Annotated in this window: 10 protein-coding genes; 6 read left to right on the top strand and 4 right to left on the bottom strand. The window is 71.5% G+C overall.

Annotated features, from left to right (window positions below):
- Positions 1-220: 220 nt before the first annotated feature.
- Positions 221-895, bottom strand: coding sequence for a response regulator transcription factor (locus RKD20_RS33480; protein WP_424880966.1), 675 nt, complete (start codon positions 893-895; stop codon positions 221-223).
- Between the two features lie 269 nt (positions 896-1,164).
- Here RKD20_RS33480 and RKD20_RS33475 point away from each other — a divergent pair, with 269 nt between their 5' ends.
- The gene (locus tag RKD20_RS33475; protein ID WP_424880965.1) at positions 1,165-1,308 is read left to right on the top strand and encodes a hypothetical protein; all 144 of its coding nucleotides are present in this window, start codon (positions 1,165-1,167) and stop codon (positions 1,306-1,308) included.
- 112 nt (positions 1,309-1,420) lie between these two features.
- On the opposite strand, the gene RKD20_RS33470 is transcribed toward RKD20_RS33475, so the two are convergent.
- Both RKD20_RS33470 and RKD20_RS33465 read right to left on the bottom strand, forming a co-directional pair.
- On the bottom strand, positions 1,421-4,162 hold the full coding sequence (locus RKD20_RS33470) for a nitrate- and nitrite sensing domain-containing protein (RefSeq protein ID WP_424880964.1): 2,742 nt from the start codon (positions 4,160-4,162) through the stop codon (positions 1,421-1,423).
- 194 nt (positions 4,163-4,356) lie between these two features.
- On the bottom strand, positions 4,357-4,674 hold the full coding sequence (locus RKD20_RS33465; RefSeq protein ID WP_424880963.1) for a hypothetical protein: 318 nt from the start codon (positions 4,672-4,674) through the stop codon (positions 4,357-4,359).
- 207 nt (positions 4,675-4,881) lie between these two features.
- On the opposite strand from RKD20_RS33465, the gene RKD20_RS33460 reads away from it, so the two are divergent.
- The 4 genes from RKD20_RS33460 (at position 4,882) to RKD20_RS33445 (ending at position 8,692) form a co-directional block, all read left to right on the top strand.
- Positions 4,882-5,256, top strand: coding sequence for a response regulator (locus RKD20_RS33460; protein ID WP_424880962.1), 375 nt, complete (start codon positions 4,882-4,884; stop codon positions 5,254-5,256).
- A 212-nt stretch (positions 5,257-5,468) separates the two neighbouring features.
- On the top strand, positions 5,469-6,425 hold the full coding sequence (locus tag RKD20_RS33455; protein WP_424880961.1) for a hypothetical protein: 957 nt from the start codon (positions 5,469-5,471) through the stop codon (positions 6,423-6,425).
- Positions 6,426-6,560: 135 nt separating this feature from the next.
- Positions 6,561-7,691 (top strand): LacI family DNA-binding transcriptional regulator, encoded by a 1,131-nt coding sequence (locus tag RKD20_RS33450; protein ID WP_424880960.1) that lies wholly within the window; start codon positions 6,561-6,563, stop codon positions 7,689-7,691.
- An 89-nt stretch (positions 7,692-7,780) separates the two neighbouring features.
- The gene (locus RKD20_RS33445) at positions 7,781-8,692 is read left to right on the top strand and encodes a carbohydrate kinase family protein (protein WP_424880959.1); all 912 of its coding nucleotides are present in this window, start codon (positions 7,781-7,783) and stop codon (positions 8,690-8,692) included.
- Positions 8,693-8,758: 66 nt separating this feature from the next.
- Here RKD20_RS33445 and uvrA read toward each other — a convergent pair whose 3' ends face one another.
- Positions 8,759-11,797, bottom strand: coding sequence for an excinuclease ABC subunit UvrA (uvrA, locus tag RKD20_RS33440; RefSeq protein ID WP_424880958.1), 3,039 nt, complete (start codon positions 11,795-11,797; stop codon positions 8,759-8,761).
- 228 nt (positions 11,798-12,025) lie between these two features.
- Here uvrA and RKD20_RS33435 point away from each other — a divergent pair, with 228 nt between their 5' ends.
- Positions 12,026-12,712, top strand: a complete 687-nt coding sequence (locus RKD20_RS33435; RefSeq protein WP_424880957.1) for a maleylpyruvate isomerase family mycothiol-dependent enzyme — start codon at positions 12,026-12,028, stop codon at positions 12,710-12,712.
- Positions 12,713-12,716 lie beyond the last annotated feature (4 nt).

The following is a 12,716-nucleotide window of genomic DNA, read 5'->3' as shown; positions in this document are numbered from 1 at the left end:
CCGGTGAGGGTCTGTTCGCCCACATACCTCCGCTCGACCGGCACCCGCTGACCCACCTCGCGAAACTCGTGGTCCAGGTCACCGAGTGCCTGGCCCGCAGAGCCGTGGGCTCGTCGGCTTCCGGCCGGTGATGCGCGCCTCAGCCCGCGGTGAACGAGCCGGCGCTCCGGTCACGGCATCCGGCGCGCGTGCGTGATCGCGGGATCCGACCGCGGGGGGCCTACCGGGACTCCAGGAACGTCAGCACCGCCAGCACCCGTCGGTGGTCCTCGGTGTCCTCGGTGAGGCCGAGTTTGCCGAGGATGCTGCGGACGTGTTTCTCGACGGTGCCCTCGGTGACCCACAGGCGGCGGCCGATGCCGGCGTTGGAGCGGCCCTCGGCCATCAGGGCGAGGACCTCGCGCTCGCGGGCGCTCAGGTGGGCGAGGGGGTCGTCGCGATGCCGGGCGGAGAACAGCTCCTGGACCAGGGAGGGGTCGACCACCGAGCCACCCCGGTGGATGCGCTCCAGGGCCTCGATGAACTCGTCGACGACCGTGACCCGGCTCTTGAGCAGGTAGCCCACCTTGCGGCCGCTCGCCAGCAGTTCCAGGGCCTCCTCGACCTCGACGAACGCCGACAGGACGAGGATGCCGGTGTCGGGATGGCGTGCACGGATCGTGCGGGCCGCCTTGAGGCCTTCGGTCGAGTGGTCCGGGGGCATCCTTATGTCGATGATCGCCAGCTCGGGACGTTCCTCGTCGACCAGCTCCAGGAGCCGGGCCGCGTCCCCGGCCTGGCCCGCGACCTCGTATCCGACCCGCTCGCACAGACTGGCGAGCCCCTCCCTGAGCAGGATGTCGTCGTCGGCGAGGACGACACGCGCCCGTGCCGGCTGTTGTGCTGCGTAGTCCATGACCCCGGTCCCCACCCCTGCCCGGCCCTCGCGGCGCGCCTCCCGAGGTCGGAGCTCCCGCGGCCCCGCCCGCCGTCTGCGCTCCCACAGCCTGCCCCACCTTCCCGGTTACAGCTAGCCGGAAGCGGAATTGGGGGCCTGCCGTGACGACGTGCGGCCGTCCGCGGGCGATGCTCGAAGCAGTGCAGATGCAGTCCGGCCGGCCGTCCCGGGCGAGGGGCGGAAGGTCGCACGACCGAAGGGTGCGGGACATGCGGCGGACACGGACCGTGAGGCAGCGTCGAACGGTCCGTGCCCGCCAGTACCCGGAGGAGACGTACGGTCCGACCGACGTCCTGGACCCCAGGGACCCGGACATCGTGCGGGCCAAGCGGCTGCGGAGCGCGCTGAACGGCGGACCTCAGAGCCACTAGAGCCGGACGGACACCCCCCTCCGTCCGACCGGACCGCCCGGAGCGTACGCGACGTCATCAAGTTCAGGCTCCCCCACCCTGGACGGACCCCCCTGCGTGCGCCTCCGGGCGGTCACAAGTCCGGGGAGGGCCCGGCCAGTGGCAGCCGCACGTCCACGGTCGTGCCCTCCCCGGGCGGGCTACCGACGGTCAGCCTGCCGCCGATCGCCTCGACCCGGTCGACGAGCCCGATCAGGCCGGTGCCGTGCCTCGGCTCCGCGCCCCCGACGCCGTCGTCGCGGACGGTCAGTTCCAGGACGTCGTCGCGGATCTCCGCCGACACCTCCACCACGCGCGCGTGGGCGTGTTTGGCCGCGTTGTTGAGGCACTCGGACGTCACGTAGTAGGCGGCCACCTCCAGTCGTTCCGGCAGCCGCGCCGCGGACAGCTTCAGATCGAGTTCGACGGGGACCGCGGAAAGTCGGGCCAGGGAGCGCAGGGCGGGCCCCAGCCCTCCCTTGGACAGGATGGCCGGGTGGATGCCCCTGGCCACCTGGAGCAGGTCCTGGAAGGTGTCGTCGAGGCCCTTGCCGACGTGCGCCAACTGTTCGGCGAGCTCCGAGGACCGGTCGGTCACCAGCATCTCGGCGAGCCGCAGCTCCAGCCGGACCGCGACGAGTCGCTGCTGGACCCCGTCGTGCAGATCGCGCTCGGTGCGACGCCGGGAGGCGTCCGCCTGGGCCACCACGCGCGCGCGTGAAGCGGTCAGCTGGGCACTGCTGTCGGCGTTGGCGATGGCGGTGGCGACGAGGTCGGTGAAGTCGGCCAGCCGCCACTCGATGCCTGCGGGCAGCACCTCCAGGGGCGAGGCCGCGAGGACGAAGCCCCACATCCGGTCGTCGACGACGATGGGCGCGCACGCGGCATGACCGATGTGGGCGGCGCGCCGGGTCCGGGTGACCTCGTCGATCGCCTCGCGCTCCGCCGCCCGGCGTTCCTCACGCGTGGCCTCCTCGAGTTCCTCGGGGAGGCCGAGCCCGGACCCGAGGAGCGTCTGGCTGCCGTCGGGCTCCTGCCGCAGCACGGCCGCGCTGGTGTCCAGCAGGTCTCCCACCTCCTCGGCCACGAGGGCGAACACCTCGGCCGGCGGTGCGCCGTGGGCCACCAGGGTGGCGACCCGGCGCAGGGCGTCCTGTTCCCGGCTGGTGCGGCGGCTGTCGGTGACGTCGCGGGCGGTGGCGTAGACGACCCCCTCCTCAAGGACCGGCCGGGCGCTCCACTGTAGCCGGAGCTCGGTGCCGTCGCTGCGCAGGCAGCGGTTCTCGAAGCCGGCCAGTTCGACGCCGTCGGCCAGCCGCGCGAGGGCCTCCCGGGTGCTCGTGCGGTCCTCCTCGTGCACGAACTCGATGAACGGCCTGGCCAGGAGTTCCTCGCTCGCACGGCCCAGGGTGCGTTCGAAGGCGGGGTTGACCCGCTTGAGACGGCCGTCGAGCCCGCTGATGCAGAGCAGGTCGAGCGAGAGGTCGAAGATGCCCGCCAGTTCCTCCTCGGCCTTCTCACGCCGTCCCTGAGCCGCCGCGAAGGAGGCCATGGTGTCGTTCATCCCTCTGAGCAGCCGGCTCCAGGTGCCCTCGAAAGAGGCCTCGTCGGCGCGGTGTTCGAGGCGGTTGTGGTCGATCGCGGTGTTCATGGCGCGGATCTCGGCGGCCAGCCGCTCGGTGGTCACCCGCAGTTCGCGGAAGGTGTCGGCGACCTCGCCCAGTTCGTCGCGGCCCGCGTACCGGATGTCGTAGGAGAGATCGCCGTACGACAGTGCGCGGGCGCCCGCGGAGACCTCGCCGAGGGGTCGGGTGATCGACCGGCTGAGCGCGAGGGCGAGGAAGGTGACGAGGGCGAGCACGGCGAGGGAAGCGGTGAGGCCGCGTACCGCGCGTGTCTCCGCCTCGCGGCGGTCGTGGCCTGCCGTGGTGTCGAGTGCGCGGGCGGCTCGGTCCTGGACGCCGCGCAGGGCGTCGACGCGGGCGCCGGAGTCGGCGAGCCAGCGCTCGTACGAGGGCCACCGGGCGCTCTCCGGGCGGGCGGTGGCCAGCAGGTCGCGGACCCTGCGGACGGCCCGGCCGGGGTCCTGGGACTGGATGACGTACAGCGCGGTCCGCAGGTCGGCCGAGGTGTTCTCACGGAACGCGTCGAGCTGGGCCGTCTCCAGGGCCGGCCAGCGTCCGGCGCCGGTGGGGCGGCCGGCGGGACCGGCGAACAGGGCGGCGACCTCGGCCTGTTCCCGTTCGGCTGCCTCGATGGCCCGCAGCAGCGCGAGGTGGGCGTCGGCGGCGCGGCCCGAGGCCCGGGTGGGGCGGCCGGATTCGAGCGCGGTCACGTCGTCGAGCAGGGCGTCCTCGACGTTGCCGTACTGCTCGGCGATGTCGGGGGCGGTGAGCGAGCCGGTGCCCGTCCGGTCGCGCAGGGAGCGCAGTTGACGGCCGAGGGCGTCGAGGTCGCCGGTGATGTCGGAGCGGGACCACGAGGCGGCGCGGGCCATGGCGCGCTTCAGGACCTGGTCGGTGCTTCGTTCGGCCGCGGTCCGTTCCGCCGGTGCGCCGGGCCCCGGGCACAGCCGGGCCTTGACCGCGGCGAGCCGCTCGCGTGCGACGGCGTCGGTGACCTCGGTCGCGGCGAACGACACTCCGGTGCCGGTGTGGAAGTCGCGCAGGGTCCGCGCCTCCCGCCACTGGGCCACGGAACTGAAGGCGGTGAAGGCCAGGAGTCCGGTGACCGGCAGCAGTACCAGCAGCAGCAGCTTCCGGCCGACACGCAGCCGGGCGAGCGGCGGGACGCGGTGCGGGGCCCGGGGCTGTCGTCTGAGCGGTGAGCGGCGCATGACAGGGCCTCAGGTGCCGTCGCTTCCGCGTCGGGTGCCGTCGGGTTCCGTCATGCGAATCACCCCTCTGCGGAGGGCCCTTTCACGCGTCCCTGCGGGGAACGGTCGGTCGTGATCCGACCTCTTCAGCATGCCCGTGAACACCGCCGCCGTCCATGTCCCCCGAAGACCGCAGGCGGGCGGGCAGTTGCGGCTCACGGTCGGTTCTCCGGGTAACCGTCGTGGGCGGCGAGGTCCTTGTCGATGGCCTCGACCGCCTCGTCGAGGGTGGCCTTCACCGCGGCCCTGTCGATCACGACCTTCGGGAAGGCCCGGGAGAACGCATCGGTGATCGCCGGACAGGCGGGCGTCCCGGGCCGCGGCCGGGCCACGCCGTCCGTCGACTGCTCGGCCCGCTCGCTCCGGTCGCCGTCGCTTTCCCCGCCGCACGCGGCGAGCAGCACCGCCGTTCCGGTCACAACCTCGGCCAGGGTGCGACGACCCCGTACGACGTTCGCTAGCGGTGTCCTCATCACGCACCCCCACTCGACCGGACCTGCGCGGCCTCCCCAGGGCAGCCCACATGCTACCGCCCGTGACCTCTCACTGCGCTGGGTGAGCGGGAACCGGCGAAATCGGCACAGGACTTGAGCACATTCCAGGTGCCGGGAAGCAATCCTCCCCGAGTCTTACCCGGTAGCCGGAAAGCGCGGTCACCGGCGAGCTGGGACCCTTTCCGCATGTCCATGCGCTGTCTTCTCGTCGATGACAGCATCCGGTTCCTGGAGGCTGCGCGAAGCCTGCTGGAACGCGACGGGATACCGGTCGTCGGCGTCGCACTGTCGGGTACCGAGGCTCTCGTACGGGCCGCGGAGCTGACCCCCGACATCGTCCTCGTCGATCTCGACCTCGATGGCGAGAGCGGCTTCGACGTGGCGGCGGAACTGGCCCGCAGTGTGTCCTGCGTCATCATCCTGGTCTCCACGCACGCGCGAGAGGACTTCGAGGAGCTGATCGCCGGCAGCCCGGCGCGAGGGTTCCTGCCCAAGTCGGCGCTGTCGGCGAGGGCGATCAGGGAGCTGCTGGACGGCGAGGGACAGGCCTCGGCCACCTGAGCGAGCGGGGTCACGGACCGGCCGGGAGTACACCGCGGTTCGGCGACAGGTGTTGTCGGGACTTGGTCAACACGCTTCAATGCGGAGGAACTCGGGGCCGGGAACGACGGCGTACGGATGTGAAGCCTCCCCGGCACTGCCACGGACGGCCCCGACGCACCCTCACGAACGGCCTGACCAGCCGCCCGGACCTGTACAGAAAGGCCCCCTGCATGCCGCACGCCACACAGCACGCGGACGTCGTGAGCGTCGCCGACGCGGAACTGGACTCGGCCCTGCGAGGCGGCCCCTTCCATGTCGCACTGCGTGCGGCGATCGCCGCACGGGGGCTGCCGCTTCAGCGCGTCCAGCACCATCTGTCGCGCTACGGGGTCAAGGTCGGGGTCACCAGCCTGAGTTACTGGCAGCAGGGCGCCCGGCGCCCGCAGCGTCCGGAGTCGCTGAGGGCCGTACGGGCACTGGAGGAGATCCTTCAGCTGCCGGAGGAGTCGCTGATCCGGCTGCTCGCCGAGGACGACGACCGGTCCGCCGCCGAGCGGCCCGCGGCCCGCTCCTACCGCTCCCTCCTCGCCGCCTCTGACGTCCTCGGACAACTCCTCGGCGAGCTGGACGCGCCACCCGACGGCGGACTGCACACCCTCGGCCACCACGAGCGGATAGGCATCGGGGCGCACCGAGAGCTGCGCAGCCGGGAGTCGCACCACATCGTGCGCGCCCAGCGCGAGGGCGTGGACCGCTTCATCGCCGTCCACCACGGCGACCCGGGGTGCGTGCCGGAGCTCATGACCGTGCACGCCCTGGAGAACTGCCGTACGGGACGCGTCCGTTCGCACCACGACACCGGGGTGCTCGTGGCGGAGCTGCTCCTCGACGCCCGGCTGCGGGCCGGTGACACCTTCCTGTTCCGCTACTGCGTCGAGGACGGCACGGCCGGAGTGTCCCGCGAGTACGTCCGCGGCTTCGGCTCGCCCGGCGGGCAGTACGCGCTCCAGGTCCGGTTCGACGAGAACGCCCTGCCGCTGCGCTGCCACCGCTTCGCCCAGCACTCCCCCGCCGCACCCCGCAGCGGCCGTCGGGAACTGTCCCTCACCGGCCACCACCACTCGGTGCACCTGGTCGAGCCGCGGGTGCGGTCGGGGGTGGTGGGGATCGGCTGGGACTGGGAGTGAGCGGTGCGACGTCAGGGCGGTGACCGCGCGTAAACGCTTGCGCAAGCGTTTACGCGGGCTGCTGAATGGGATACCTTCCGGGCGGTGGGCTGCCGTTCCAGTGGCCTGCGGGAGCCGTTCCGGGAGGGGAACCCGATGCCGACCATGGCCGACGTGGCACGCAGCGCGGGCGTCTCCGTGGCGACCGTCTCGCACGTCCTCAACGGCACCCGGCCGGTCCTGCCCCACACCCGCCAGGCCGTGCTGGACGCCGTCGAGGAGCTCGGCTACACCCCCAACACCCTGGCCCGTTCCCTGGTGACCTCCCGCACCCGCTCCATCGGGCTCGCGGTGTCGGCGATCAGCAACCCGTACTTCACGGAGATCCTCCAAGGCGTCGAGGCGGGCGCGCTGGAACACGGCTACAGCCTGCTCATCGCCGATCCGCACGACGACCCCGAGCACGAGCGCAAGGTCGTCCAGCTGCTGCACGAGCGGCGCGTGGACGGCATGATCGTCGCGCCCTCGGCGAACCCGCGCGAACTGGTCTCCTACCTCGGGCGCCATCAGGTGCCGACGGTGTTTCTCGACCGGGTGGTCGACGGTTCGACCGGCGGTGCCGAGGGTTCGGCGGACGGTGCCGGCGGATTGGCGGACGGTGCCGGCGGATTGGCGGACGGTGCCGGCGGATTGGCGGACGGTGCTTTTGCCGCCCCCGCGGACAGCCCGCAGCCCTTCGACCAGGTCTGCGCCGAGAACACCGAGCCGGTGGCCGGTCTTGTCACCCATCTCGCCGGACTCGGTCACCGGCGCATCGGACTGGTGGCCGGCCTGCCCGGACTGAGCACCACCGCAGAACGGATCGCCGGGTACCGACAGGGCCTCACCACCGCCCGCCTCCCCTACGACGATCACCTGGTCGTCCACGGCGACTCCGAGTCCGCCGGAGCCGAACGGGCCACCGCCGCCCTGCTCTCCCTCTCCGCGCCGCCCACCGCCCTCGTGACCGCCAACAACGCGATGACCATCGGCGCCCTGCGTGCCCTGCGCGAACGCGGACTCTCGGTGCCGGACGACCTCGCCCTGTGCTGCTTCGACGACTTCGCCTGGGCCGACCTGTTCTCGCCCCGGCTCACCGCGATCGCCCAGCCCAGCAGGGAGATCGGCGCACAGGCGGTCCGTGTGCTCCTGGAACGCCTCGACCGCCCGGACCGGCCCGCCCGGACCGTGCGCCTGGACTGCACGTTCATGCACCGCACGTCGTGCGGCTGCCCGGACCCCGGGTGACGGGTGCGGCCCTCGCCGTGGCCGGCCTCCCGGCGCTCCCCTTCCTCCCAGCACCTTCAGCCCCCGCAGTTCGAGAAAGGACCCGTTTCGTGATCGTCGTCGCCGGTGAGGCCCTGATCGATCTGGTACCGCAGGGCAGGGGTGCCCTCGCGGGTCTCAAGCCGGCGCTCGGCGGCGGCCCCTACAACACCGCCGTGGCCCTCGGCCGGCTCGGCTCCCCCACCGCCTTCTGCTCCCGCACCTCGCGCGACGCCTTCGGCGAGGCCCTGCTCGACGGGCTCCGGGAGGCGGGGGTGGACGTGTCCGCCGTGCAGCGCGGCTCTGAACCCACCACGCTCGCCGTCGCCACGATCGACACCGACGGCTCGGCCGCCTACTCGTTCTACGTCGACGGCACCGCCGACCGCCTGTTCGCCGCCCCCTCCGAACTCCCCGCCGGCACACGCGCGGTGTCCTTCGGCACCTGCTCGCTCGTCCTGGAACCGGGGGCGAGCGCCTACGAGGAACTGCTGCGGGCCGCGGCGGCGCAGGGTGTGTTCACGGCACTGGACCCGAACATCCGGGCAGGGCTGATCCCCGACGCGGACGCCTACCGGGCCCGGTTCAAGAGCTGGCTGCCGTCGGTGTCCCTGCTCAAGCTCTCCCAGGAGGACGCGCTGTGGCTGGGCGGCACTCCGAGCGAGTGGCTGGCCGCGGGGCCCTCGGCCGTCGTGGTCACCCAGGGCGGTGACGGACTGACCGTGTTCACCAGGGACGGGGCGGTGCTGCCGGTCCCGGGCGAGAAGGTCGACGTCGTGGACACGATCGGCGCGGGCGACACGGTGAACGCGGCCCTGCTGAACGGCCTCGCCAGCCTCGACGCGCTGTCGCCGCAGGCGCTCGCCGGCCTGGGCGTCGAGGACTGGACCCGGCTGCTGCGGTTCGCGGCCCGCGCGGCGGCGATCACCTGCTCACGAGCCGGCGCGCAGCCGCCATACGCCTCGGAACTGGGCGAGCTGTAGGGGACGTCGAAAGAGCGGTGCCCCGCGGGGGTTCCCGCGGGGCACCGCTCGTTCAGTCGTTCCGGCTCAGGCCTTGCGGGCCCGGGTCGTCTTCTTGGCGGGCGCGGCCTTCTTGGTGGCTTCGGCGGCCTTCTTGGCCGCCGTCGTCCTGGCCGTCGCCGTCTTCTTCGCCGTGGACTTGGCGGCGACCGTCTTCTTCGCCGCGGCCGTCTTCCTGGCCGGCGCCTTGCGCGGGGCCTTCACCGAGGTCCCGTCGCTGATCCGGTCGGCGCCGAGGATCTCCCTGAGGAACTTGCCGGTGTGGCTGGCCGGGACTCCGGCCACCTCCTCCGGGGTGCCCTCGGCCACGACGAGTCCGCCGCCCGCGCCGCCCTCGGGACCCATGTCGACGACCCAGTCGGCCGTCTTGATCACATCGAGGTTGTGCTCGATGACGATGACGGTGTTGCCCTTGTCGACCAGCCCTGACAGGACCTTCAGCAGCTTGCTGATGTCCTCGAAGTGCAGACCGGTGGTCGGCTCGTCCAGGACGTAGACCGTACGGCCGGTGGAGCGCTTCTGGAGCTCGCTGGCGAGCTTCACGCGCTGGGCCTCACCACCGGAGAGGGTGGTCGCGGCCTGGCCGAGCCGGACGTAGCCGAGGCCGACGTCCTTGAGGGTGTTGAGGTGGCGGGCGATCGCGGGGACGGCGTCGAAGAACTCCGTCGCCTCCTCGATCGGCATGTTCAGGACGTCGGCGATGGACTTGCCCTTGTAGTGGACCTCCAGGGTCTCCCGGTTGTAGCGGGCGCCGTGGCAGACCTCGCACGGGACGTAGACGTCCGGGAGGAAGTTCATCTCGATCTTGATGGTGCCGTCGCCCGCGCAGTTCTCGCAGCGGCCGCCCTTGACGTTGAAGGAGAAGCGCCCGGGCATGTAGCCGCGGACCTTCGCCTCGGTGGTCTCGGCGAACAGCTTGCGGACGTGGTCGAAGACGCCGGTGTACGTCGCCGGGTTCGATCGCGGGGTGCGGCCGATGGGCGACTGGTCCACGTGCACGACCTTGTCGACGAGGTCGTCGCCGTCCACGCGCGTGTGCCGGCCCGGAACACTCCTCGCGCCGTTGAGCTCGCGCGCCAGGTGGGTGTACAGGATGTCGTTGACCAGGGTCGACTTTCCGGAACCCGACACACCGGTGACCGCGGTGAACACGCCCAGCGGGAAGGACACGTCGATGTCCTGGAGGTTGTTCTCGCGGGCCCCGTGCACCGTGAGCTGCCGGGACGGGTCGAGGGGGCGGCGGATGCCGGGCAGCGGGATGGCCTTCTTGCCCGACAGGTACTGGCCCGTCTCCGACTCGGCGTTGGCCAGCAGCTCCTTCAGGGAGCCACTGTGCACGACCTTGCCGCCGTGCTCGCCCGCGCCGGGGCCGATGTCGACGATCCAGTCGGCGACCTTGATGGTGTCCTCGTCGTGCTCGACGACGATGAGCGTGTTGCCCATGTCGCGCAGCCGGACCAGGGTCTCGATCAGCCGGTGGTTGTCGCGCTGGTGCAGACCGATGGACGGCTCGTCGAGGACGTACAGCACACCGACGAGTCCGGAGCCGATCTGGGTGGCCAGGCGGATGCGCTGGGCCTCGCCGCCGGAGAGGGTGCCGGCCGCGCGGTTCAGCGAGAGGTAGTCCAGGCCGACGTCGACCAGGAACCTCAGCCGCTCGTTGACCTCCTTGAGGACCCGCTCGGCGATCTTCTTGTCACGCGCACTGAGCTTCAGCTCGCCCAGGAAGTCCGCGCAGTCGCTGATGGACATGCCGGAGACCTCGGCGATCGACTTGCCCATGACGGTGACCGCGAGGACGAGCGGCTTGAGTCGGGTGCCCTGGCAGGTGGGACAGGGCACCTCGCGCATGTAGCCCTCGAAGCGCTCGCGGCTGGCGTCGCTCTCGGACTCGCTGTGCCGGCGCTTGACGAAGGGGACGGCCCCTTCGAAGGGGGTCGTGTAGACCCGCTCGCGGCCGTACCGGTTGCGGTAGCGGACCTCGATCTGCGTCTTGTGGCCGTGGAGCAGGGCCTTCTTGGCGCGCTGGGGCAGCCCGGCGAAGGGGATGTCCGTCCGGAAGCCCAGCGCGTCCGCGAGGGCGCCGATCAGACGGCCGAAGTAGTCCTTGGTGTGCCCGTGCGACCAGGGGTGGATGGCGCCCTCGTCGAGGGACTTGTCCTCGTCCGGGACGATCAGCTCCGGGTCGACCTCCATACGCGTGCCGATGCCGGTGCACTCGGGGCAGGCGCCGAAGGGCGAGTTGAAGGAGAAGGAGCGGGGCTCCAGCTCCTCGAAGGACAGGTCGTCGTACGGGCAGTACAGGTGCTCCGAGAACATGCGCTCGCGCTCGGGGTCGTCCTCGGGGAGGTCGACGAAGTCGAGCACGACCATGCCGCCGGACAGGCCGAGGGCGGTCTCCACGGAGTCGGTGAGACGGCGCTTGGCGGAGTCCTTCACCGTGAGGCGGTCGATGACCACCTCGATGGTGTGCTTCTCCTGCTTCTTCAACGTGGGCGGGTTGGAGAGCTGGACGGTCTCGCCGTCCACCCGCGCGCGGCTGTAGCCCTTGGTCTGGAGGTCGGCGAAGAGGTCGACGAACTCTCCCTTGCGCTCCCGCACCAGCGGCGAGAGCACCTGGAAGCGGCTCCCCTCCGGCAGCTCCAGGACCCGGTCGACGATGGCCTGCGGCGACTGGCGCGAGATCGGCCGGCCGCACTCGGGGCAGTGCGGCTTGCCGATGCGCGCGAAGAGCAGACGCAGGTAGTCGTAGACCTCGGTGATGGTGCCGACCGTCGAGCGCGGGTTGCGCGAGGTCGACTTCTGGTCGATGGAGACCGCGGGCGAGAGGCCCTCGATGAAGTCGACGTCGGGCTTGTCCATCTGGCCGAGGAACTGGCGGGCGTACGAGGAGAGCGACTCCACGTAGCGCCGCTGGCCCTCGGCGAAGATGGTGTCGAAGGCCAGGGAGGACTTGCCCGACCCGGACAGGCCCGTGAAGACGATGAGCGAGTCGCGAGGCAGGTCGAGCGAGACGTTCTTCAGGTTGTGCTCGCGCGCGCCACGGACGATGAGACGGTCGGCCACGCCGGTCCGCACCTTTCTTGGCTTGAGAGGGGTGACAGGGGCGGGGCCCCCGTGCTTTCTCAGACTAGGGGGAGCCACTGACAACGCCGGTCGGATTCCCGGATGCGTAACAATCCCCGGCCTTCCAGCATGCCCGACGCCGCACCCGACCATATAGCACGTGCATTCGATTTACGGCACTGCTTCACCACCTTCACCCAAAGGTGTGGCGGAGCTAGGGTCAGCACCATGATTGATCACGCTCATGACCTGGAGTCTGTACGTGGTGCGACCGAGCGGCTGCTGACCGCAGCCGCCGCAATGGACAACGCGGCCGTGACCAAGTCGTCACGGCTGCCGGGCTGGAGCCGCGGCCATGTCCTCGCGCACCTCTCCCGCAACGCCGACGCCCTGGTGAACGTTCTGCGAGGCCGGGCCATGTATCCCTCCGCGGAAGCGCGCGACGCCGACATCGAGCGCGACGCCCCGCGCCCCCTCGACGTCCAGCTCGCCGACCTCCGCGCGAGCGCCGCCCGCTTCGACGAGGAGGGGGCCGTACCGGCCGACTGGTCACGCACCGTCGAGCTCCGCAACGGGGTCACCGACTCGGCCTCCCGGGTGCCGTTCCGGCGGTGGGCCGAAGTGGAGCTGCACCATGTGGACCTCGGGATCGGGTACGAGCTGGAGGACCTCTCGGAAGAGTTCACGCAGCGCGAGATCAACTTCCTGACGCAGCGGTTCCGGGGCCGTCCCGACGTACCCGCGCTCCTCGTCGAGGAGGACGACGGCCGCCGGATCCCGACGGGCGGCGACGGGGATCCCGAGCTCGTCGTCACCGGCCGCCAGGCGGACCTGCTCGGCTGGCTCGCCGGCCGCCGCGACGGCTCGGCACTGACGGTCCACGGCGGCACTCTCCCCTCGCTGCCGCCGCTATAGGCTG

This window comes from Streptomyces sp. SLBN-8D4 (assembly GCF_049739545.1).
GTDB classification, from domain to species: domain Bacteria; phylum Actinomycetota; class Actinomycetes; order Streptomycetales; family Streptomycetaceae; genus Streptomyces; species Streptomyces canus_C.
This window is presented reverse-complemented; position numbering and strand designations above follow the sequence as displayed.

Coding starts and splice junctions, on each gene's coding strand:
- RKD20_RS33480 (WP_424880966.1), bottom strand. CDS start 895: ATGGACTACGCAGCACAACAGCCGGCACGGGCGCGTGTCGTCCTCGCC.
- RKD20_RS33470 (WP_424880964.1), bottom strand. CDS start 4,162: ATGCGCCGCTCACCGCTCAGACGACAGCCCCGGGCCCCGCACCGCGTC.
- RKD20_RS33465 (WP_424880963.1), bottom strand. CDS start 4,674: ATGAGGACACCGCTAGCGAACGTCGTACGGGGTCGTCGCACCCTGGCC.
- RKD20_RS33460 (WP_424880962.1), top strand. CDS start 4,882: ATGTCCATGCGCTGTCTTCTCGTCGATGACAGCATCCGGTTCCTGGAG.
- RKD20_RS33455 (WP_424880961.1), top strand. CDS start 5,469: ATGCCGCACGCCACACAGCACGCGGACGTCGTGAGCGTCGCCGACGCG.
- RKD20_RS33450 (WP_424880960.1), top strand. CDS start 6,561: ATGCCGACCATGGCCGACGTGGCACGCAGCGCGGGCGTCTCCGTGGCG.
- RKD20_RS33435 (WP_424880957.1), top strand. CDS start 12,026: ATGATTGATCACGCTCATGACCTGGAGTCTGTACGTGGTGCGACCGAG.